The following is a 22,117-nucleotide window of genomic DNA, read 5'->3' as shown; positions in this document are numbered from 1 at the left end:
AAACGGGAGATCGCCAGTGTCCGAAACCACCGACCAGTTTTCCGAGCGCGAGGCGCTGCTGTTCCATTCGGAAGGGCGTCCGGGCAAGATCGAGATCATCGCGTCGAAACCGATGGCGACGCAACGCGACCTCGCGCTTGCCTATTCGCCCGGCGTCGCGGTGCCGGTGAAGGCGATCTACGACGATCCCGCCTGCGCGTACGACTATACCGCCAAGGGCAATCTGGTCGCGGTCATCTCCAACGGCACAGCCATCCTCGGCCTCGGCAATCTCGGCGCGCTGGCGTCGAAGCCGGTGATGGAGGGCAAGGCGGTCCTGTTCAAACGATTCGCCGACGTCGATTCGATCGATATCGAGCTGAAGACCGAGGATGTCGACCGCTTCATCGACGCGGTCGAATTGATGGAGCCGAGCTTCGGCGGCATCAACCTCGAAGATATCAAGTCGCCCGAATGCTTCATCATCGAACAGACGCTGCGCGAGCGCATGAACATCCCGGTGTTTCATGACGACCAGCACGGCACCGCCATCATCTGCGCCGCCGGCCTCATCAACGCCTGCCTGCTGACCAACCGCAAGCTGTCGGAGGTCAAGGTCGTGGTCAACGGCGCGGGCGCCGCCGCCATCGCCTGCACTGAATTGATGAAGGCGATGGGCGTGGCGCACGCCAACGTCATCATGTGCGACCGCACCGGCGTGATCTACCAGGGCCGCGACGACGTGAACCAGTGGCAGTCGGCCCACGCCGCCGCCACCGAGCGCCGTACCCTGACCGAGGCGCTGCACGGTGCCGACGTGTTCCTCGGCCTGTCGGCGGCGGGCGCGCTGAAGCCCGAAATGGTCAAGGACATGGCCCCGTCGCCGATCATCTTCGCGATGGCCAATCCGGAGCCGGAGATCCGTCCCGAACTCGCCAAGGCGGCGCGCCCCGACGCGATCGTCGCTACCGGCCGGTCGGACTATCCGAACCAGGTCAACAACGTCATCGGCTTCCCCTTCATCTTCCGCGGCGCGCTCGACGTGCGCGCGACCGGCATCAATGACGAGATGAAGATCGCCGCCGCCAACGCCATCGCCGAACTGGCGCGCCAGCGCGTGCCCGAGGAAGTGGCGCTGGCGTACGGCACGCAGCACAGCTTCGGCCCCGAATATATCATCCCCGCGCCGTTCGATCCGCGCCTGATGGAACTGGTGCCGTCGGCAGTGGCGAAGGCGGCGATGGATTCGGGCGTGGCGACGCGGCCGATCCTCGACATGGATGCCTATCGCCAGCAGCTGCGCGCACGGCTCAATCCGACCACCTCGGTCCTGACCATGGCCTATGAGGGCGCGCGCGCCCATCCGAAGCGCGTGCTGTTCGCCGAGGGCGAGGAGGAAGTGGTGCTGCGCGCCGCGATCGCGTTCAAGGAAGGCGGCTATGGCATCCCGGTGCTGGTCGGCCGCGAAGACGTGCACGACCGGCTGCGCGCGCTGGGCGTCGCGAACCCCGAGGATTACGAAGTCCATAACAGCCGCACCAGCGAGATGGTGCCGCAGATGGTCGACTTCCTCTACGCACGCCTGCAACGCCGCGGCTTCCTGAAGCGCGATGCCGAACGGATGATCAACCAGGATCGCAACACCTTCGGCGCGGTGCTGCTGCAACTGGGCGTCGCCGATGCGATGATCACCGGCATCACCCGCACCTATGCGCAGACCTTCCGCGACGTGCGCCGCGTGATCGATCCGGTCGATGGCAAGGTGCCGTTCGGCATCCACCTGCTGGTCGGGCAGAGCCACACCGTGTTCATGGCCGACACCACGATCAACGAACGGCCGAGTGCCGAGGAACTGGCCGACATCGCCGAGCGCACCGCCGCCGTCGCCCGCCGCATGGGCCACGAACCGCGCGTCGCGTTCCTCAGCTATTCAACGTTCGGCAACCCGTCGGGCCAGTGGATCGACAATGTCCGCGACGGCGTGGCGGCGCTCGACAAGCGGCAGGTCGGCTTCGAATATGAAGGTGAAATGGCCCCCGACGTGGCGCTCAACCCCAAGCAGATGGCGAATTTCCCCTTCGCCCGCCTGTCGGGTCCGGCCAATGTGCTGGTGATGCCGGGGCTGCAATCGGCCAATATCTCGGCCAAGCTGCTGCGCGAACTGGGCGGCGACGACGTGATCGGCCCGATGCTGATCGGCATGGAAAAGCCGGTCCAGATCGCGCCGATGACCAGCACTGCCAACGAACTGGTGACGCTGGCGGTCCTCGCCGCCGGTGGCATGGTGGGGTGAGGGGCAGGGGGGCGTCGCGATCATTCGCGGCGCCCCCCGCTTCCGTTAGACGCGCTGGACGAGGCGCTCGATCGTTTCCGGCTCGGCGCCGATCAGTGCCAACAATATTCGGGCCGGGGCATCGGGCTGGCTCCGGCTCTGCTCCCAGTCGCGTACCGTTCCGATGGGCAGGCGATAGGCACGGGCGAACTGGTCCTGCGTCTTGCCGGTCCGTTTGCGGATAGCCGCCACGTCCAACGGGGCAGCGACCCGACCACGGGCCTGATCGCCTTCGGCATAGGCAATGGCATCGCCAAGTCCCGCCGCGATCTTGTCGAACGCGTTCTTCATCGCTTGCTCCCGAAACTATCGGCCAAGGTTTTCGTCAGTAGCGCCAACGAGTTGCGCTCCGCCTTGGTCAGGTTGGTCTTCTCGTTCTTGCCAAAGACGGTGAGCAGGAACGTCGGCATGTCGTCGCCACCGAAATAGGTAATGACGCGGTAGCCGCCAGACTTGCCGCCGCCCGGTCGCGCCACCCGCAATTTGCGCGCGCCGCCGCATCCTGGCATCATGTCACCCGCCTGCGGGTTGGCCGCGATCAGGTTTACCACCGCCTGCTGCTCTTCGCTGCTCATGCCGACATCGCGCGCCGCGGCAAGATAGGCGTTGGTCTCGACGACAGTTTGCACGATGATAAACTACGGATTACCCGTACCGAGTCAAGGGGGCGCCGGCTCTTTTGACCGATGCCGGCGTTTACGCCAGCCTGACCAACCGCTGCATCCGGAGACAGACGATGGCGACCGCCCTGATCATCGGCGCAAATGGCGGCATCGGCGCGGCGTTGGTCGCCGCGCTCGCCGCTTCCGACCGCTACGACCACGTCATAGCCGCCGCCCGGAGCGAGCCGTCGTCGCTGCCCGACAACGTCGAATATTGCCCAATCGACATCGCCGACCCGGCGTCGATCAAATCCGCCGCCACCGCCATCGACGCGCCGCTGACCCGCGTCATCGTCGCCACCGGCATCCTGCACGACGAAGCCGGTGGCCCCGAACGGTCGCTGCGCGACCTCGACGCCGATCGCCTCGCGCATCTGTTCGCGATCAACACGATCGGCCCGGCGCTGGCGCTCAAACATTTCGCGCCGCTACTGGCAAAGGACCAGCCGTCCACCATCGCCTGTATTTCCGCCCGCGTAGGCAGCATCGCCGACAACCGCCTGGGCGGCTGGTACGGCTATCGCGCATCGAAGGCGGCGCTGAACCAGATCGTCCGCACCGCCGCGATCGAGTTGGCACGCAGCCGGCCACAGACGGTGTGCGTCGCGCTCCATCCCGGCACCGTCGATACGGGCCTGAGCAAGCCGTTCCAGCGTGGCGTCCCGGCGGAAAAGCTGTTCACCCCCGTCTACAGCGCCGAACGCCTGCTCGCCGTCCTCGACACGCTGACCCCGGCGCAGAGCGGCCGCATCTTCGCGTGGGACGGGGCGGAAATCGCCCCCTGACTTTCCTACACGGATGCTGCCTGTCAGGGTCGGTCCGTTCTTTCGCATCGTCCGCCGCCCCCGCGATCGCCGTCCGGTATCGGCGATGCGACCCGCTGTGTGCACGTTGCCCGCGAGTGTGACCTTTGTGACCTTTGGCGGTTATCCGTCGATCGCGCCGCCCATCGACGCGTTCACCAACCCGCCATCGACGGTGATCGTCTCCCCCACGACATAATCTCCGCCGCGCGACGCGAGGTAGATCGCCGCCGCCGCCATATCCTCGTCCACGCCGATCCGTCCGGCCGGGATGCGCTTCGCCACCCCGTCGCCATGGTCGCGCGCCGCCTTGTTCATCTCGCTGGCGAACGCCCCCGGCGCGATCGAGGTGACGTGGATCGCGTCCGCCACCAGCCGCGCCGCCATCCGCCGCGTCAGGTGGATCAGCGCCGCCTTCGACGCCTGATAGCTGTACGTCTCCCACGGATTGACCCGCTGCCCGTCGATCGAGGTGATGTTGATGACCTTGGCCGGTTGCGCGCGCGATGCCGCCGCCTTCAGCATCGGGTGCAGCGCCTGCGTCAGGAAAAAGGGCGATTTGACGTTCAGGTCCATGACCTTGTCCCAACCGGCTTCGGGGAACGTCTCGAACGCCTCGCCCCATGCGGCGCCGGCATTGTTGACCAGAATGTCGAGCCGTTCGGTCTGCGCCGCCAGCCGATCGGCCAGCGCCCGGCAACCGTCGATCGTCGATACGTCCTGCGGCAGCGCGATCGCGCCGATTTCCGTGGCCGTCGCCATACACGCATCGGCCTTGCGGGCGGAGATGAACACCGTGGCCCCCTGCGCTACGAACCCTTCAGCGATCATCCGCCCAATGCCGCGCGATCCGCCGGTGATGAGCGCAACGCGCCCGTCGAGGCGGAACAGGCTAGTGGTGTCCATAAACGCTCCTGCGGCAAACCGGATCTTCGAATCGTCCGGTTCGTCAGGATGGCAGCCGATACCGGACTTTGCAATCGGGGCGCAACGCCGCAAACCGGTATCCCCGCGCAGGCGGGGATCCAGAGCCACCATCGCAAACCTTCGGTCTGCCTGACCCTGGATCCCCGCCTGCGCGGGGATACCTTAATGCGAAGAGCGCTACCTCAAATCCGGCCGAGCCGGTGGTACAGATGGGCGAACTTGCTCGATTGCGGCTGGTCGGCGATCGTCTGGATATGCGTCGCCAGCGCTTCCTTCAAAAGCCGGAAATCCTCGGTCGAGAAAACGGCGCGGCTGCGGGTCGGTTCGGGCATCGTGTATCTCCTCTAAGTGTAAATCAGGCGGCCTTGTCGAACTGGGCCGTTTCGGTGGATTCGTTGAGCGCGGTGGTCGAGCTGCTGCCCCCGGCCAGCGTCGTGGCGACCAGATCGAAATAGCCGGTACCCACCTCGCGCTGGTGGCGGGTCGCGGTATAGCCATTGGCTTCGGCGGCGAATTCGGCCTGTTGCAACTCGCTATAGGCCGCCATCCCCCGGTCGCGATATCCGCGCGCCAGTTCGAACATGCCGTAATTCAGCTGGTGGAACCCGGCCAGCGTCACGAACTGGAACCTGTAGCCCATCGCCCCGATTTCGCGCTGGAAACGGGCGATATCGTCCTTGTCGAGATTCTTCTCCCAATTGAACGACGGCGAACAATTATAGGCGAGCAGCTTGTTCGGATATTTCGCCCTGATCGCCTCGGCAAAACGCCGCGCATCGTCGAGGTTCGGCTTGCTCGTCTCCCACCACAACAGGTCGGCATGTTCGGCAAAGGCAAGGCCGCGGTCGATACAATGGTCGACCCCGGTCCCCTCCTTCAACCGGAAGAACCCCTCGGGCGTCCGCTCGCTGGTCAGGAACGGATGGTCGCGCTCGTCGATGTCCGACGTGATGAGCCGCGCACTCTCGGCATCGGTCCGCGCGCAGATGATCGTCGGCACCCCCGCCACATCCGCCGCCAGCCGCGCCGCGTCCAGATTGCGGATATGCGCCTGCGTCGGAATGAGGACCTTGCCGCCCAGATGCCCGCACTTCTTCTCCGACGCCAGCTGGTCCTCGTAATGCACGCCCGCCACGCCGGCGGCGATATAGGCCTTCATGATCTCGAAGCAGTTGAGCGGCCCGCCAAAGCCAGCTTCGGCATCGGCGACGATCGGCGCATACCAGTCGCGGGTCGCACCGCCCTCCATATGCTCGATCTGGTCGGCGCGCCCCAGCGTCGCGTTGATCCGCCTGGCCAGTTCCGGCCCAGCGTTGGACGGATAGAGCGACTGGTCGGGATACATCTGCCCGGCGGTATTGGCATCGGCCGCGACCTGCCAGCCCGACAGATAGATCGCCTTCAACCCCGCACGCACCATCTGCATCGCCTGATTGCCCGACAATGCCCCGAGCGCATGGACATAGTCCTCGCTGTGCAGCAATTCCCACAACCGGTTCGCGCCACGCCGCGCCAGCGTATGTTCGACCGCGACCGACCCGCGCAGCTTCGCCACGTCGGCGGCAGTGTAGGGGCGGGTGATGCCGTCGAAGCGGCCGGGCGGGGCGGGGACCAGATCGGCGATGTCCATTGTCATGTCCTTTACAGCATGGGTTTCGTTGACACCGATATGCCGCTGACAATCGGCTCACGTCAGACCAAACGTTCGAAGATTACAGTTGCAATGTAGCGTCCACCGGTGCTCTGGTTGTGATATTGTCAATTCGTGACAAGGTGGGCCATGGAATCGAAGCTGTTCGCCGGCCACGCCGTCCGCCGCCTGCGTCGCGGGCAGGCGCTCACGCAAGCCGCGATGGCTGAACTGCTCGGCGTCTCGCCCAGTTATCTGAACCTGATCGAACGCAACCAGCGGCCGCTGACCGCGACGCTGCTGGTGGCGCTGGCCGAACGCTTCGGCTTCGATGCGCGCACCCTGGCGGCGAGCGAACCAGCGGGCGGGGCCGATGCGCTCCGGCGGCGGCTGGCCGACCCGATGTTCGCCGACCTCGCGCTCGATCGCGGCGATATCGCCGAATGGCTGGCCAGCGCGCCGGGCGGTGCCGAAGCCTTTGCCCGCGCCTTCGACCGTCTCGGCAGCGGGGCAGGGGAGACGATAACGGCCGATCCCGCCGTCGAAGCCCGCGCCGCGATCGAACGCTGGCGCAACTACTTCCCCGATCTCGACGCCCAGGCGGAGGCGCTCGCCGACGATCTGCGCCAGAGCGGCGGCGACGCAGCGGCGGCGATGGCCGATCGCCTGCGCGTCCGCCACCACCTCTCGGTCCGGCTGTTGCCGGTCGAGGCGATGCCCGACCGCCTCCACCGCACCGATCTCCACGCCCGCCAGCTGCAACTGTCCGAACGCCTCGACCCCGCCTCGCGCAGCTTCGCGCTCGCCCGCGCGCTGGGCCATGCCGAGGCGCGCGCCGAAGTCGACGCGGTCGTGCGCGGCGCGGCCCTGACCGATCGCACCGCCGAACTGTGGCTGCGCCGTCACCTGCACGGCTATTTCGCCGCCGCCGTCATGATGCCCTATGCCCGGTTCCTGCGCGCGTGCGAGGCGACCGGCTATGACATCGCGCTGCTCGGTCGCCGCTTCGGCGCGGGGTTCGAACACGTCGCCCACCGCCTGACCACACTCCACCGCGTCGGCGCACGGGGCCTGTCCTTCTGCCTGCTGCGGATCGACCGCGCCGGCCAGATTTCGAAACGCTTCGCCGGGGCCAGCCAGTCGCCGCTGGTCGAGGGCGCGCCATGCCCGCTGCTCGGCGCCTTCGACGCCTTCGCTCGCAGCGGCGAGGCGATCGTGCAACTGGTCGAACCCGAAGCCGGCGGCCGCTGGCTCACCATCGCCCGCACCGTCACGCCCCCCGGCGCGCTCGCCGGCGAAGTCCGTGCGCGCTTCGTCGTCATGCTCGGGCTGGCGGCGGAGCAAGCCGGCGGCCTCGCCGCCGCCCGCGGCCTCGACCTGACCGCGCGCGGGGTGGCCGTAGGGGCAGGGTGCCGCGCCTGCACCCGCAGCGATTGCCCGCAACGCTCGGCCCCGCCCGCCGGCCGCGCCATGCGGCTCGACGATCGCGATGGCGGCCTGACCCCCTTCGCCTTTGCCGGGGATTAGCGGTAGGATACCCTGCGATTACATCTCCGTTAACCAGGTTCGGGCATAGATCGGCCATGCGAGTCCTCCATATCCTCGATCATGGTCTGCCGCTGCACAGCGGGTACGCCTTTCGCACCCGCGCGATCCTGACCGCGCAGATGGCGCGCGGGTGGAGCGTCGCGGCGGTGACCGGCGCGCGACAGGGGGCACGCGAAGCGGCGCGCGAGACGATCGACGGCATCGATTTCCACCGCACCGTGCCGCCGCGCAGCCTGCCGGCACCTTTCCGCGAACTGGCCGAAATCCGCGCGTTCGCCGCCCGCATCGATCAGGTCGTCGCCGACGTCCGGCCCGATATCCTCCACGCCCATTCGCCGGTCCTCGACGCGCTGGCCGCGCTGAAGGTCGCCCGCAAACGCGCCCTGCCGCTGGTCTATGAGATCCGCGCGTTCTGGGAAGACGCCGCGGTCGGCAACGGTACCGGCACCGAAGGCTCGCCCCGCTACCGCGCGACTCGCGCGCTCGAAACCTGGGCGGTGCGCCGCGCCGATGGCGTCGCGGTCATCTGCGAAGGCCTGCGCCGCGACCTGATCGCGCGCGGCATCGATCCGGGCAAGATCATGGTCTCGCCCAACGGCGTCGACCTGACCCTGTTCGGCGATCCGTCCGCGCCCGACGCCGCGCTCGCCGCCGAACTCGACCTGAGCGGCAAGGACGTGCTCGGCTATCTCGGCAGCTTCTACGACTATGAAGGGCTCGATACGCTGATCGCGGCGATGCCCGCGCTGGTCGCCGCGCGCCCGAACGTCCGCCTGCTGCTGGTCGGCGGCGGCCCGATGGAAGCGACGCTGCGGGCACAGGCCGCGGCGTCCAGTGCGGCGCACGCGATCCGCTTTATCGGTCGCGTGTCGCATCACGAAGTCGAACGCTACTATGGACTCGTCGATCTACTCGTATATCCCCGTAAGGCGATGCGCCTGACCGATCTCGTCACCCCGCTCAAACCGCTCGAAGCGATGGCCCAGCGCCGGCTGGTCGTCGCATCGGACGTGGGCGGCCATCGCGAACTGATCCGCGACGGCGATACCGGCACGCTCTTCCCCCCCGACGATCCCGCCGCGCTGGCGACGCGGGTCGCCGCGCTGCTCGCCGACCGATCGGGCTGGGATGCGATGCGTGATCGCGCGCGCGCCTTTGTCGAGGCGGAGCGTAACTGGGCATCGAACGTCGCCCGCTATCAGCCGCTCTATCAGCGCCTGATCGGCCGCGACGCACGATCCACCGCCGCGCCCGCCCGGCCGTTGGTCGACGCATGAAGCGCGCCCACGCCCCGATCGTCGCGATCTTCACCGCGCTGAGCGTCGCGCTCATCATCGCGCTGCTGCCGGTCTGGCGGCTCGAGGCGGCGGTGGAGGCGAGTGGCCTGCCCGCGCTGCTGCCCGCCGCCGCCCCGCCGCTGGGCATGACCGCGCGGGTCGTGCTGATGCTCGCCGCCGCGACGCTGATCGCCGGGCCGCTGTGGATCGGTCTGTGGCTGCTATTGCCCGCGAAGCGCAAGCGTCGCCCGGTCGATGCCGAACCCAGCGTCCGCCGGGCCGATGCCCATCCCGACGCGCCGCCGCGCCCGCCGGTGCGCGCGGCGCGCGATCTTGGCAAGCCATTCCTCGATCCGCTCGACCCGGTGGAAACCGAGATGGACCTGCCGCGGGACCTCAACATCCCGATGGCGGTGTTCGACCCCGCCGCCGTGCCGCAAGTCCCCGCCGCGCCGGCCCAGGCGGTTCGCCCGCTGTTCCGTCCCACGCCCGCGCCTGCCGACGAAGCGACGATTGACCCCGCCGCCTTCTTCGAACCCCCGGTCGCGGCCGCCGCTGAACAGGAGGCGCCCGTGCCGCCGACCCCGATCGAGCCAGCCATCCCGGCCGAACCGACCGTCGAACTGCCCGACGACGTCGCGCCGCCCGCACCACCGGTTGCGACGGTCGAACCCGAGCCGGCAGCCGATCCCGAACCTGAGCGCGAACCGGAGCCGGAGGTTGCTCCCGAACCGGAAATCGCTCCCGAATCCGAAGCCGTCACCCACCAACCCGACATCGCGCCTGCCGAAAAGCGTCCGATCGAACCGGCCCCGCTGCCCAGCCTCGACGCGTTGCTCGACCGCCTCGACGAAGGCCTGCAACGCCGCCGCTCTGCCGAGATCGAACGACAGGAGACTGCCAAGGCTCAATCGACCGGCCTCGCCTCGGCACTCGGTGCGCTGCGTCGCATGGCCGGAGGCGAATAACCCCATATTCCTCTCCCCGGACAGGGGAGAGGGATACCGAAGCTTGCCAGCGTGCTGGCTAGCGCAGGTTGGGAGAGGGGCGAGCGAGCCTGTAGGGCTCGCGCGGTCGCGCAAGCGAGCGCATCTCTTTCCCTACCGGCAGAGGAAAACAAACTCACCGCTCCTCGACGGTCAGTACCTCCAGCACCACATCCTTGCTCGTCCGCGCCACCACCGCGACATCGGCGACCAGATGCCCGCGCAGCGGCAGGTCCGCTTCGGGCAGCGCCGCCAGCCACGCGTCGAACGCGACCCCCGATCCGCTGACTGTCAGGCGATGCCGCGCCCCGACAAAGGTCGCGCTCGCCCAGCGCGTCCAGCCGGCTTCACCAACCGACACCACGGCCCCCGCCGCCTCCGCCGCGATCCGCAGTCGCCGTTCGAGCAGGGTCGCCGCATCGGGACCGCCGCTCAATGCCGTTGCTCCTGCGCGTCGATATAGGCCTCGATCCGGGCGAGCAGTGGCGGGCGCGGCTGCCGCCCGTTGCGCAAATCGCCCACCAGTCGCGGATCGCCCGCCGCCCGCCGGCCGAACAGCGTTTCCGGCGTGCCGGTCTCCTGCAAATGCCGACTGATCCGCTGCAAAATCGTATGCATCCATACCTCCCGTCTACCCCTTCGACTCAGTGTCTGTTCCTGATCTGTTCTTTGAAATCCAACTTGTCTAGGATAAATCCTACGGCTAGGGTTCGGGGATGGAATCGAGCGATATTCGGTCCGCCATCGCGCGGCTGGCGGGGGAGCGCGGCGTCAGTCTCGCGGAATTGTCGCGCGTGCTGGGACGTAACCCCGCGTATATGCAGCAATTTATCGAACGTGGTTCGCCACGCCGGCTGGCGGAGGGTGATCGGGCGACGCTGGCCCGTTATCTCGGCGTGGCCGAACCGCTGCTTGGCGGCCCGCCCGAACATCCATTGATCGCGATTCCCCGCATCGACGCCGCCGCCTCGGCCGGGCCGGGGGGACTGGTCGAGGACGATCGGGGCGACGGCGCGATGCGCCTCGATACCGCGTTGCTGCGCCAGTTGCGGGTGCGGGCCGGCAACGCCTCGATGATTACCGTCGCCGGCGATTCGATGCAGCCGACGCTATCGGATGGCGACGCGATCCTCGTCGATCGTGGCGACCGGCGCGGCGTGTCGGGGGCGATCCATGTCGTGCGGCACGACGGCGTCCTGCTGGTCAAACGCCTCGCCCGCACCCGCGACGGATGGGAACTGGTCAGCGACAACCCCGCTTATCCCCCGATCGCGCTCACCGGTCCGCCCGACATCATCGGTCGCGTCGTCTGGCTGTCGCGCTCGCTGTAGCATTTCCTACAGGATCCGCATTTGCAAAGGTCGCGGCGTCGTCGAAAGGTTCAGAACCGAACAGGCGCCATCCGTCAACTTATCCGCCGCCGGTGGTGCCTAACCCGTTGTTATCCAGCCAGTCCACCCGCCGTACAACCATGGCATAGTGTAACCTTCGTCAACTTTCAGACCCGGTCGCGCCGCCAGATCCACAGCGCGATTCCGACCCCCAGCGCCAGTCCGACCAGCAATCCGGCGGTCGCCTCGCCGAACACCGCGCCGATGATGGCACCGCCCAGCGTGCCGAGCGCGATCGGCATCCCGCCAGCCTTGGGATTGTGCGAAGGTCTGTTCATCGCCGATCTCTGCCACAGTCGCGCCACCCGCGCCACCGCGTCCCGCCCGTACCGTTTCGGCACGGGGGACGTCCCGCGCCGGGACCGGCCGTGGCATGGTAACCATCGTCCCCCGCTGCCACCGCGCTTGGTACGGTTCCGGCACGAACCGTGTTACAGACGGGGCCATGCTCGATTCGATCGCCTTGCCGCCCTATATTTCCGACGCATCCGATCTGGCGACGGCGCATGAACTGATTACCGATTTCGGCACCCGCGCCGCCGATGAAGCCGTTTCCCGTGCCGCCGATGCCCGCGACAACGACAATGTGATCCAGTTCTGCCGCTGGCGACAGGTCGCGCGGCTCGTCACGTTGCTCGCGCGGCCCGGCGTTTGGGGCACGATTCACTAAGCTTGGCCCTTGGCGGGGGGCGGGCTGCTCCGCTAGGACCGTTTCATGTCGAGCTGCCGGCTTGCCGTGCTTTTGAGCGCCGGATGGCTCGCTTTTGCGGGCCCGGCGGCGTTCGCGCAGGAAACGTCGCTCGATCCGACCTCGCCGATGGCCGACCTGCCCGATATCGGCGTCGCCTGGCCCGACCTGTCGACCGCACCCGCCGATCCCGATGCGACCGCCGGGCCGCAGCGGGCCGGCGGCGAATTTCGCTATAATTACCGCATTACGGGCATCGACGGGATCAATACCGACCTGTTCCGACAGCGGTTCAACGAATTGTCGACGCTGCGCGCGAATGAAGGCGACCCCGCCAACGCCGCGCAGATCGACCGCCGCGCCCGCGAAGACGCGCGGCTCCTCGACGAACTGCTCCGCAACGAAGGCTATTTCGACGCCCGCATCGCGACCAGCGTCCGCCCCGAAGGCGACCGGCTCATCGTCTATCTGGAGGTCGAACCCGGCCAGCTCTACCGCTTCGCACAGGTCCGCACCCCCGGCATCGCCGCGGCGGGCGACAAGGCCCCCGAGTTGCGCGACGCCTTCGCGGTCAAGCCCGAAACCCCGGTACAGGGCGATACGATCGTCGCCGCGCAGGACAAGCTGACCGAGACGATCGGGCGCGAGGGCTTCCCCTTCGCCAGGGTCGACGAACCGGACATCACCGTCGATCACGCCACCCGCACCGCGACGCTCGACATTACCGTCGCGCCGGGTGGCGAGCGCCGCTTCGGCCGGATCGTCACGACGCCCAACCGCATCTTCGACGGCGATCATGCGCAGGACATCGCCCGGTTCAAACCCGGCCAGACCTATGATTCGACCCTGGTCGACGATCTGCGCCGTGCCATCGTCCAGACCAGCCTCGTCTCGCAGGTCCGCCTGACCCCGGTCGAGGGGACCACGCCCGGCACCGTCGACCTCGACCTCGCCATGGAGCCCGCCCCGCCGCGTACCATCGCCGGCGAACTCGGCTACGGCACCGGCGAAGGCGCGCGGGTCGAGGCGAGCTGGACCCACCGCAACCTGTTCCCGCCCGAAGGGGCGCTGACGCTGCGCGGCGTGCTCGGCACCCTCGAACAGGTCGCGGCGGTGACCTTCCGCCGCAACAATTTCCATGGCCGCGACCGGGTGCTGACCGCGCAGGTCGCCGCGACCCACCTCGTCCGCAACGCGTTCGAGGCGAACACCGTCTCGCTGTCGGCCGGGCTGGAGCGGCAGACCAACATCTTCTTCCAGAAAACATGGACATGGTCGCTGGGCGGCGAACTGGTCGCGACCGACGAACGCGACGTGATCGTCGCCACCGGCGAACCCCGCCGCCGCACCTATTTCATCGGCGCACTGCCCAGCAGCCTGAATTACGACGGCTCGGACGATCTGCTCAATCCGACGAAGGGCTTCCGGCTGGGCGGCCGCATCAGCCCCGAATTGTCGCTACAGGGGCAGGTGTTCGGCTATACCCGTGCCCAGATTGACGCGAGCGTCTATCGCCCGGTCACCGGTCGCGTCGTCCTTGCCGGGCGCACCCGCATCGGCTCGATCCTCGGCGCGCCGCGCGATGCGGTCGCTCCCTCGCGGCGTTTTTATGCCGGTGGCGGCGCATCGGTGCGTGGCTACGGCTTTCAGGATATCGGCCCACGCGATCCGAACAACGATCCGATCGGTGGCCGCAGCCTTAGCGAATTTTCGCTGGAGGCCCGCGTCCGCGCCTTCGGCAATTTCGGGGTCGTGCCGTTCCTCGACGCCGGCAATATCTATACCTCGACGCTGCCGCGCTTCACCGGCATGCGCTACGGCGCGGGCATCGGCGTGCGCTATTACAGCAATTTCGGCCCGATCCGCATCGACGTCGGCACGCCGATCAACCCGCAGCGCGGTGACCCGCGCGTTGCGGTCTATGTCTCGCTAGGGCAGGCCTTTTGACGCAGGTGTCGGACGAACCCGTACCTGCGCCCCAGCGCCGGATCGGCTGGGGCCGGCGGCTGGCGCAATGGCTGCTGCTGATCGTCATCGCCATCGCCGGGTTGCTGGTCGTCATCGATACCGGCCCCGGTCACCGGCTGATCGCGAACCGGATCGCGACGCTCAAACCCGCCAACGGCATGCGGTATCGCATCGGGCGGATCGACGGGTCGATCTACAACCGTGCGCGGCTGATCGACGTCCGCATCTATGACCCCAAGGGGCTGGTGCTGCGCGCACCCAGCGCCGAACTCGACTGGCGGCCATGGGAATTCTGGTCGAACCGGCTGTCGATCACCAGCGTGCATATCCCGCGCGCGATCCTCGCCAAGCTGCCGCAACCCGCCCCGACCGGCCGGCGCGGCCCGATCTTGCCCGGCTTCGACATCCGCATCGGCCGGTTGAGCGTCGAGCGGCTCGAACTGGCCAAGGCGGTGACCGGCACCGCGCGGGTCGGTCGCCTCGCCGGACAGGCCGATATCCGGTCGGGCCGGGCGCTGGTCGACCTCGCGCTCGATATCGCCAATAGCGACCGCCTTCGCCTGCACCTCGATAGCGAACCCGATCGCGACCGGTTCGACGTCGATCTGCGCGCGCGCAGTGCCGCCGATGGGTTGCTCGCGACCGCCAGCGGCATCCGCCGTCCGCTTGCGATCGAGGTCGCGGGCGACGGCCGCTGGTCGGCATGGGATGGTCGCGCCGTTGCCGATGCCGGCCGCGCGCGCATTCTCGACCTGACGCTGGGCGTCCGCGCCGGCCGCTATACGCTGGGCGGGACGCTCGCCCCGGCCGCCTTGTTGCAGGGCAAGCTGCAACGGCTGACCAGCCCGCAGGTCCGCGTCAGCGGCAGCGCGACCTTCGCCGATCGCCGCATCGACGGCATGCTCGCCCTGCGCAGCCCGGCGCTGGCGCTGGAAGCCGACGGCATCGTCGATCTCGGCACCAGCGCGTTTCGCGACCTGCGGCTGCGCGCCCGCCTGCTGCGCCCCGCCGCGCTGTTCCCCAACATGACCGGCCGCGACATCGAACTGCGCGCGATCCTCGACGGTGAATTTTCGACCGCGCGTTTCGACTACCGCCTGCGCGCGCAGCGGCTCGCCTTCGACCAGACCGGGTTCGAAGGCGTCGTCGCGGCCGGGCAGGGGCGTTTCTCGACAGCGCCGGTCATCGTTCCGATCCGGCTGGCGGCGGCGCGCGTTACCGGGGTCGGCGATGTCGCCGGCGGCATCCTGCGCAACCTGTCGGTCACCGGCAAGCTGGCGGTCGGCACGCGCACCCTGGTCGGCAACGACCTGATCGTCCGGTCGGACAAGCTCAACGGCCGGATCATGCTGACGCTCGAACTGGCGACCGGACGGTATGAGGTCGGGATCAGCGGCGCGCTGCAACGCTATCTCATCCCCGGCCTCGGGCTGGTCGACGTCCAGACCCGCCTGACCGCCGTCCCCATTCCCGGCGGCGGCACCCGCATCGTCGGGCGGGGGCTGGCGCAGGTCCGCCGGCTCGACAACGGCTTCTTCCGGTCGCTGACCCAGGGGCTGCCGCGCATCGAAACCGGGCTGGAGCGTGGCCGCGACGGCATCCTGTATCTGCGCGGGGCACGGCTGACATCCCCCGGCCTGACGCTCACCGGCAACGGCTATCGTCGCCGCGACGGCACCTTCCATTTCGAAGGCAGCGGGCGACAGGCGACCTATGGACCGGTGCAGCTGGTCCTCGACGGCAACATCTCGAAACCCACGCTCGACCTGCGGTTCGCGTCGCCCAACGCGACGCTCGGCCTTGCCGATGTGGTCGCCCATCTCGACCCGACGCCCGACGGCTTCGCTTGGCGTGCCGCCGGTGGTTCGCGGCTCGGCCCGTTCACCGCCAATGGCCGCATCCTGCTGCCCAGCGGCGGCACCGCGCGTATCGCCATCGACGAACTGGAGGTCAGCGGCACCCGCGCCAATGGCGGCATCGACATCGTGCCGGACGGTTTCCTTGGGGCACTGACCGTCGATGGCGGCGGCATCTCCGGCACCATCGCCTTCCGTCCGCAGGGCGGCGACCAGCGCATCGACATCGCCCTCGACGCCGCCCGTGCCCGGCTGGGCGCGGTGGGTACGGTCCGACGCGCCCGGCTGGAGGCGGGGATCGTCTTGGCGGACACCGGCACCACGCTCGACGCGACCGTCACCGCGCAAGGCTTCCGTCGCGGCCAGTTGTCGATCGCGCGGCTGGCCGGCAGCGCGAAGCTGGTCGACGGTGCCGGCGAGGTCCGCGCTGCGATCGCCGGATCGCGCGGCCGCGCCTTCGCGATCCAGAGCGTGACGCAGGTCGCCGCCGACAGCTACACGATCAACGCCCAAGGGACGCTCGACCGCCGCCCGCTCAAGCTCGAAACCCCGGCGGTGCTGCGGCGCGAAGGGGAGGGCTGGCGCCTCGCCCCGACCCGGTTCAGCTTTGCCGGCGGTACCGCCACCGTTGGGGGGGCGTTCGACGCGGGTGCCAGCGAACTGACCCTCGACGTCGCCCGCATGCCGCTGGCGGTGCTCGACATCGGCTATCCCGGCCTTGGGCTTGGCGGCACCGCATCGGGCAAGATCGCCTATGCGCTGACCGGCGACACGCCCAGCGGCCGGGTCGATATGACCATTCGCGGCCTCAGCCGGTCCGGCCTCGTGCTGTCGTCGACCCCGATCGATGTCGGCATCGCCGCCGTGCTCGACGCCAATCGTGCCGGGATGCGCGCGGTAATGGCCAGCGGTGGCAAGACGATCGGTCGCGCGCAGGCGCGGCTCGCGCCGCTCGGGCAGGGGGACCTCGCCACCCGTATCGCCAACGCGCCCCTGATCGCACAGCTTCGCTATGGCGGCCCTGCCGATACGCTGTGGCGGCTGACCGGAATCGAATTGTTCGACCTGTCCGGCCCGGTGGCGGTCGGTGCCGACGTGACCGGACGCCTCGCCGACCCCCGCATCCGCGGCGTCCTGCGCTCCAGCGGCGCACGGATCGAAAGCGCGATCACCGGCACCGTCCTGACCGGCGTCGAGGCGCAGGGCCGGTTCGACGGGTCGCGGTTGGTCATCGATCGGTTCGCCGCCAGCGACGGACGACAGGGGCGGGTAACCGGCACCGGCGCATTCGAATTTGCGGCGGTACGGGGCTTCGGCATCGACCTGTCGCTGAACGCCGATCGTGCGCGGCTCATCAACACCGATTCGATCGGCGCGACCGTCACCGGTCCGATCGCGGTGCGCAGCGACGGCGCGGGCGGCACGATTTCGGGGCAGGTCCGGATGGACGGTAGCCGCTACCGCCTCGGCCGCGCCACCGCGACCGCGCCGCTGCCGCGCCTCAAGATTCGCGAGATCAACCGTCCCGATGGCGACGACGAAGCCGCCACGACCGTCGTACCGTGGAAGCTCGACCTGAAGGCGCGTGCGCCGGGCGGGCTGATCGTCACCGGCCTCGGCCTGACCAGCGAATGGTCGGCCGACCTCGCCATCACCGGAGAGCCGACCAATCCGATCATCAACGGCCGCGCCGATCTGGTCCGCGGCGACTACGAGTTCGCCGGTCGCGAATTCCGCGTCGATCGCGGTGCGTTGCGCTTCAACGGCGAAAGCCCCGCCGACCCCGCGCTCGATATCGTCGCTGCCGCCGACACGCAGGGCCTGAACGCGACGATCCGCGTCGCCGGCACCGCGACGCGCCCCGAGATCAGCTTCCAGAGCGTACCGGCCTTGCCCGAGGACGAACTGCTGTCACGGCTGTTGTTCGGCACCTCCATCACCAACCTGTCCGCCCCCGAGGCGCTGCAACTCGCCGCCGCCGTCGCCGCGCTCCAGAATGGCGAGGGCGGGCTGAACCCGATCAACGCCGTCCGCCGCGCCGCCGGCCTCGACCGCCTGCGCATCCTCCCCGCCGATCCGCAGACGGGTCAGGGCACCTCGGTCGCTGCCGGCAAATATCTGACGCGGCGTTTCTATGCGGAAATCGTCACCGACGGGCAGGGCTATTCCGCGACCCGGATCGAATTCCAGGTGACCCGCTGGCTGTCGCTCCTCGCCTCGATCTCGACGATTGGCCGCCAGAGCACCAACGTCCGCGTCTCGCGGGATTATTGACGCCCCCTTAAAAAAGCCGTTCGGTTCGAGCAGCTTCGACTTTGTCGAGAAGCGTCCGTCGAGAACCCTCGTCCCGAATCGCAACGGCACTTTCCTACACGCCGGGAACCGGTCAGGATGTCGCCGCTCTTTGACCTGTTCAGCCCACCCGCCACGCCTTCCCGATGCCGTTCGAAACAACCGGCTGGGACGCAACGCGCACAACACTGCGCAAGTGTGACCTTTGTGACCTTTGGCGGATTTACGCCATCGAGCGCACCGGTACCGATGCATTGTACAGGCTCTTGCCCGCCTCATCGCGCAGGTCGAACGACAGCAGGTCTCCGGCCACCTGCACCATGCCGAAGCCGGCGGCGGCGCGGCAGAAGCGGGTGCCCTCGACCGCCTGTACCGGGCGCGCCTCCATGCCGCCGCCGCACTGGATCATGTCGATCCCGTCGCGGCGGATATGCTGCAGGTCATGGTCGTGGCCGGCGATATACGCCTGCACGCCGTGCCGGTTCAGGATCGGCAGCACCTGTGCGATGATCTCGGGCTGGTCGCCATGGCCGCTGCCGCCCGACCGGATCGGATGATGGCCGGTGACCAGCTTCCACTTCGCCCGCGACTGCGACAACGCATGGTCCAGCCACGCCAGTTGCTGTTTCGTGTCCTGCGACAGGGTGTTGCGGCCGATCGGCTTGTCGGCATCGGCGCGATAGCGTTCGACGAAGGGCGACGTGTCGATCGCGAACAGGTCGGCGTCCGCCCGCGTCAGCGCGGCATCGGCCACCTGATAATAGCGCGCCGGCATCCGCCACCGCGGGCTGCGCGCCGCATAGTCGATCTGCGCCTGCGGATTGCCGCGATAGTCGTGATTGCCGAGCAGCGCATACCACGGCACCTGCAACGCCGGATGGGTATAGACGCCCTCGAACACCGACTGCCACAGCGGGTCGTCGACCGACGCCACCCCGTCGCTGTAGAAATTGTCGCCGATCGCCAGCACGAAGTCGCTCCGCGCCGCCGCCGCCGCCCGTCCCATCGCTGCCGCGACATGATGCTGTTCGGGCGTATCGCGACCCCAGTCGCCGAGGACGGCGAAAGTACAGCCACCCCGCTGCTCCCTGCGCGCCGCCGCCGGCGGCACGGTCAGCCCCGCCGCGCCAATGGCGAACCCGCCCAGCAACGTCCGGCGATCGAGAAGGATGGTCATGGGCGCGGTGTTCCTGATGGCAAGCGGGTGGTGCGGATTGAGCATGGCGATGTGACGATCGTGTGTCGGGGGCGGCGTCGCGACGGTGGGTCGTCGCACCCGCTTTTGCGATCAGGACGTAACCTACGATGCCGGCTCGGGTCCACCTTGGTAGGTGCGACGAGCCGTTAGCGGGAAATGCCAGCCTCAGTTCGGATGACGCTTGTGGTGACCAGTACCCCACCCACCCGTCACCCCGGGTCAAGTTGAGAAGTCGCGAAAGTTGCAACCTTTGCCAAAATACGCCGTACCCCCGCGCAGGCGGGGGTCCAGAGCCAAGCAAAACAACGGCTTGCACTTGGGGCTCTTGGCCCCCCGCCTGCGCGGGGGTACGGCCGGGGGCAGGGATCGTTACTACCGCAGGGGTCTCGATCAAGTTCGGTGTGACGGCGATAGCGTTGGCTTTCCCCGACGTGACGTAGCCCAACCGCAGCGATAATCGCCCGATCCACCCCCAAAAGGAAAAGGCGCTGGGATCACTCCCGACGCCTTTCCAATCCCGCGCGACGTGGCAAAGCCACGTCGTCGGTCCTCGACGAGCGAGGCCGGCCGACAGCGCGGATGTGCCCGCTGGCACACCGGCGCGGTCGTCGCCGCGCCTTACGCGCTGTAGTACATATCGTACTCGACCGGGCTCGGGGTCATTTCCCACCGTGCCACTTCGCCATACTTGATCTCGACATAGGCTTCGATCTGATCCTTAGAGAACACGTCGCCCTTCAGCAGGAAGTCGTGGTCGGCGGTCAGCGCCTCGAGTGCCTCACGCAGCGATGCGCAGACGGTCGGGACCTGCGCGAGTTCTGCCGGCGGCAGGTCGTACAGGTTCTTGTCCATCGCTTCGCCCGGATGGAGCTTGTTCTGGATGCCGTCGAGACCGGCCATCATCAGTGCCGCATAGGCGAGATACGGGTTCGCCATCGCGTCGGGGAAACGGATTTCGACGCGCTTCGCCTTCGGGCCGGTGCCGTACGGAATGCGGCACGATGCCGAACGGTTGCGCGCCGAATAGGCGAGCAGCACCGGCGCTTCATAGCCCGGGACCAAACGCTTGTAGCTGTTGGTCGACGGGTTGGTGAACGCGTTCAGCGCCTTGGCGTGCTTGATGACCCCGCCGATGAAATACAGGCACATGTCCGACAGCCCGGCATAGCCGTCGCCGGCGAACAGCGGAGTCTTGCCGTTCCAGATCGAGAAGTGCGTGTGCATCCCCGACCCGTTATCTTCCTTGATCGGCTTCGGCATGAACGTCGCGGTCTTGCCATAGGCGTGCGCGACCTGATGCACGACATACTTATAGATCTGCATGCGATCGGCGGTCGTGGTCAGCGTGCCGAAGGTCAGGCCCAGCTCGTGCTGCGCGGCGGCGACTTCGTGGTGGTGCTTGTCGCAGGGCAGGCCCATTTCGATCATCGTCGAAACCATCTCGCCACGGATGTCGACGGCGCTGTCGACCGGTGCGACCGGGAAATACCCGCCCTTGGCGCGCGGGCGGTGGCCCATGTTGCCGGCTTCATATTCGCGGCCCGAATTGCCCGGCAGTTCGATGTCGTCGATCTTGTAATAGCTGGTCGAATAGCTGTTTTCGAACCGGACGTCGTCGAACATGAAGAATTCGGCTTCCGGCCCCACATAGACGGTGTCGCCGATGCCGGTGGTCTTCAGATACGCTTCGGCACGCTTCGCGGTCGAGCGCGGATCGCGGGCATAGAGTTCGCCGGTCACCGGATCGACCACGTCGCAGAACACGACGAGCATCGGCGTCGCCGAAAACGGGTCGGTGTAGACCGCGTCCAGATCGGGGCGCAGGGTCATGTCCGACTCGTTGATCGCCTTCCAGCCCTCGATCGAGCTGCCGTCGAACATCAGGCCGTCGGTGAACTCGTCTTCACCCAGCAGCGACGCGACCATGGTCAGGTGCTGCCATTTGCCCTTGGGATCGGTGAAGCGCAGGTCGACCCACTCGATCTCTTCTTCCTTGATCCGCTTCAGGATGGTGCTGGCGGTAGTAGCCATCGGAAACTGCCCTTTCTGGATGAAACTCCACGTTCCGGCGCAATCAATCGCCCCGGCACGTCCCATGATTCGAAATAATGCTGCGTTGCGTCAGATCGCGTCGTCGTTGCGCTCACCGGTGCGGATGCGCAAGGCGGTCTCGACCGGAATGACGAAAATCTTTCCGTCGCCGATCCGGCCGGTCTGTGCGGCCGCCGCGATCGCCTCGACCACCCGCTCGGCAAGGCCGTCCTCGACCACGACTTCCAGCTTCACCTTCGGCAGGAAGTCGACGACATATTCCGCGCCGCGATACAGTTCGGTGTGGCCCTTCTGCCGGCCGAACCCCTTGGCTTCGGTCACGGTGATGCCGCTTACGCCTACTTCGTGCAGCGCCTCTTTCACCTCATCCAGCTTGAACGGCTTGATGATGGCCTCGATCTTCTTCATGCGCCCTGCCGATCCCCTCGGACGTGACGACCCGGACGGGCCGTTATCATCTCGTTAAACAATTACCGTGCCAACCGGCGATTCGCCTTGGAACCGATCATCGGGGATTTGGCCGGGGCT

General features: G+C 67.8%; 20 protein-coding genes. 9 read left to right on the top strand and 11 right to left on the bottom strand.

Features of this window, described 5'->3' with window-relative positions; all coding sequences use genetic code 11:
- Window positions 1-16 precede the first annotated feature (16 nt).
- A complete protein-coding gene (locus ASE91_RS17460; protein ID WP_056628472.1) occupies window positions 17-2,272 on the top strand; it encodes an NADP-dependent malic enzyme in 2,256 nt (751 codons plus the stop codon).
- 45 nt (window positions 2,273-2,317) lie between these two features.
- On the opposite strand, the gene ASE91_RS17455 is transcribed toward ASE91_RS17460, so the two are convergent.
- Together ASE91_RS17455 and ASE91_RS17450 are read right to left on the bottom strand one after the other, a co-directional pair.
- A complete protein-coding gene (locus ASE91_RS17455) occupies window positions 2,318-2,602 on the bottom strand; it encodes a helix-turn-helix domain-containing protein (protein ID WP_056004488.1) in 285 nt (94 codons plus the stop codon).
- Window positions 2,599-2,940 carry a type II toxin-antitoxin system RelE/ParE family toxin gene (locus ASE91_RS17450; protein ID WP_056628468.1) on the bottom strand — a complete coding sequence of 114 codons (342 nt, stop codon included), beginning with the start codon at window positions 2,938-2,940 and terminating at the stop codon, window positions 2,599-2,601. Before ASE91_RS17450 ends, ASE91_RS17455 begins: the two co-directional genes overlap by 4 nt.
- 107 nt (window positions 2,941-3,047) lie before the next feature.
- Here ASE91_RS17450 and ASE91_RS17445 point away from each other — a divergent pair, with 107 nt between their 5' ends.
- Complete coding sequence (locus ASE91_RS17445; RefSeq protein ID WP_056628887.1) at window positions 3,048-3,758, top strand: SDR family NAD(P)-dependent oxidoreductase; 711 nt, start codon at window positions 3,048-3,050, stop codon at window positions 3,756-3,758.
- Between the two features lie 141 nt (window positions 3,759-3,899).
- Here the strand turns inward: ASE91_RS17445 and ASE91_RS17440 are convergent, their stop codons facing one another.
- The 3 genes from ASE91_RS17440 to aceA all read right to left on the bottom strand — a co-directional run bounded on the left by ASE91_RS17440 (window position 3,900) and on the right by aceA (window position 6,333).
- Window positions 3,900-4,682 (bottom strand): SDR family oxidoreductase, encoded by a 783-nt coding sequence (locus ASE91_RS17440; RefSeq protein ID WP_056628885.1) that lies wholly within the window; start codon window positions 4,680-4,682, stop codon window positions 3,900-3,902.
- Window positions 4,683-4,885: 203 nt separating this feature from the next.
- The gene (locus ASE91_RS20305) at window positions 4,886-5,035 is read right to left on the bottom strand and encodes a hypothetical protein (RefSeq protein ID WP_200909444.1); all 150 of its coding nucleotides are present in this window, start codon (window positions 5,033-5,035) and stop codon (window positions 4,886-4,888) included.
- A 23-nt stretch (window positions 5,036-5,058) separates the two neighbouring features.
- A complete protein-coding gene (gene aceA, locus ASE91_RS17435; RefSeq protein ID WP_235530547.1) occupies window positions 5,059-6,333 on the bottom strand; it encodes an isocitrate lyase in 1,275 nt (424 codons plus the stop codon).
- A 150-nt stretch (window positions 6,334-6,483) separates the two neighbouring features.
- On the opposite strand from aceA, the gene ASE91_RS17430 reads away from it, so the two are divergent.
- The 3 genes from ASE91_RS17430 to ASE91_RS17420 are packed head-to-tail and all read left to right on the top strand — an operon-like array spanning window position 6,484 to window position 10,126.
- A complete protein-coding gene (locus ASE91_RS17430) occupies window positions 6,484-7,860 on the top strand; it encodes a helix-turn-helix domain-containing protein (protein WP_056628462.1) in 1,377 nt (458 codons plus the stop codon).
- Window positions 7,861-7,916: 56 nt separating this feature from the next.
- Window positions 7,917-9,158, top strand: coding sequence for a TIGR04063 family PEP-CTERM/XrtA system glycosyltransferase (locus ASE91_RS17425; RefSeq protein ID WP_056628459.1), 1,242 nt, complete (start codon window positions 7,917-7,919; stop codon window positions 9,156-9,158).
- Window positions 9,155-10,126, top strand: coding sequence for a hypothetical protein (locus tag ASE91_RS17420; RefSeq protein WP_056628456.1), 972 nt, complete (start codon window positions 9,155-9,157; stop codon window positions 10,124-10,126). Before ASE91_RS17425 ends, ASE91_RS17420 begins: the two co-directional genes overlap by 4 nt.
- 154 nt (window positions 10,127-10,280) lie before the next feature.
- Here ASE91_RS17420 and ASE91_RS17415 read toward each other — a convergent pair whose 3' ends face one another.
- Both ASE91_RS17415 and ASE91_RS17410 read right to left on the bottom strand, forming a co-directional pair.
- Window positions 10,281-10,580 carry a hypothetical protein gene (locus tag ASE91_RS17415; RefSeq protein WP_056628453.1) on the bottom strand — a complete coding sequence of 100 codons (300 nt, stop codon included), beginning with the start codon at window positions 10,578-10,580 and terminating at the stop codon, window positions 10,281-10,283.
- A complete protein-coding gene (locus ASE91_RS17410) occupies window positions 10,577-10,762 on the bottom strand; it encodes a hypothetical protein (RefSeq protein WP_056004501.1) in 186 nt (61 codons plus the stop codon). Before ASE91_RS17410 ends, ASE91_RS17415 begins: the two co-directional genes overlap by 4 nt.
- 98 nt (window positions 10,763-10,860) lie before the next feature.
- On the opposite strand from ASE91_RS17410, the gene ASE91_RS17405 reads away from it, so the two are divergent.
- The gene (locus tag ASE91_RS17405; protein WP_056628450.1) at window positions 10,861-11,475 is read left to right on the top strand and encodes a S24 family peptidase; all 615 of its coding nucleotides are present in this window, start codon (window positions 10,861-10,863) and stop codon (window positions 11,473-11,475) included.
- A 167-nt stretch (window positions 11,476-11,642) separates the two neighbouring features.
- Here ASE91_RS17405 and ASE91_RS20300 read toward each other — a convergent pair whose 3' ends face one another.
- Entirely contained in the window at window positions 11,643-11,813 is a 171-nt protein-coding gene (locus ASE91_RS20300; protein WP_200911278.1) for a hypothetical protein, read from the bottom strand.
- A 167-nt stretch (window positions 11,814-11,980) separates the two neighbouring features.
- On the opposite strand from ASE91_RS20300, the gene ASE91_RS17400 reads away from it, so the two are divergent.
- Genes ASE91_RS17400 through ASE91_RS17390 form a run of 3 tightly spaced genes read left to right on the top strand, consistent with a single transcriptional unit; the run spans window position 11,981 to window position 18,321 of the window.
- Window positions 11,981-12,205 carry a hypothetical protein gene (locus tag ASE91_RS17400; RefSeq protein WP_056628447.1) on the top strand — a complete coding sequence of 75 codons (225 nt, stop codon included), beginning with the start codon at window positions 11,981-11,983 and terminating at the stop codon, window positions 12,203-12,205.
- Between the two features lie 45 nt (window positions 12,206-12,250).
- Window positions 12,251-14,170 carry an autotransporter assembly complex protein TamA gene (locus ASE91_RS17395; protein WP_056628443.1) on the top strand — a complete coding sequence of 640 codons (1,920 nt, stop codon included), beginning with the start codon at window positions 12,251-12,253 and terminating at the stop codon, window positions 14,168-14,170.
- A gap of 5 nt (window positions 14,171-14,175) precedes the next feature.
- Window positions 14,176-18,321, top strand: coding sequence for a translocation/assembly module TamB domain-containing protein (locus ASE91_RS17390; RefSeq protein WP_235530546.1), 4,146 nt, complete (start codon window positions 14,176-14,178; stop codon window positions 18,319-18,321).
- A gap of 241 nt (window positions 18,322-18,562) precedes the next feature.
- Here ASE91_RS17390 and ASE91_RS17385 read toward each other — a convergent pair whose 3' ends face one another.
- The 3 genes from ASE91_RS17385 to ASE91_RS17375 form a co-directional block, all read right to left on the bottom strand.
- A complete protein-coding gene (locus tag ASE91_RS17385; protein WP_162233680.1) occupies window positions 18,563-19,516 on the bottom strand; it encodes a metallophosphoesterase in 954 nt (317 codons plus the stop codon).
- Between the two features lie 639 nt (window positions 19,517-20,155).
- Window positions 20,156-21,568, bottom strand: a complete 1,413-nt coding sequence (gene glnA / locus ASE91_RS17380) for a type I glutamate--ammonia ligase (protein WP_056004512.1) — start codon at window positions 21,566-21,568, stop codon at window positions 20,156-20,158.
- Window positions 21,569-21,658: 90 nt separating this feature from the next.
- Window positions 21,659-21,997, bottom strand: coding sequence for a P-II family nitrogen regulator (locus tag ASE91_RS17375; RefSeq protein WP_055759592.1), 339 nt, complete (start codon window positions 21,995-21,997; stop codon window positions 21,659-21,661).
- Window positions 21,998-22,117 lie beyond the last annotated feature (120 nt).

The organism is Sphingomonas sp. Leaf62, assembly GCF_001421915.1.
In the GTDB taxonomy this organism is placed as follows: domain Bacteria; phylum Pseudomonadota; class Alphaproteobacteria; order Sphingomonadales; family Sphingomonadaceae; genus Sphingomonas.
This window is presented reverse-complemented; position numbering and strand designations above follow the sequence as displayed.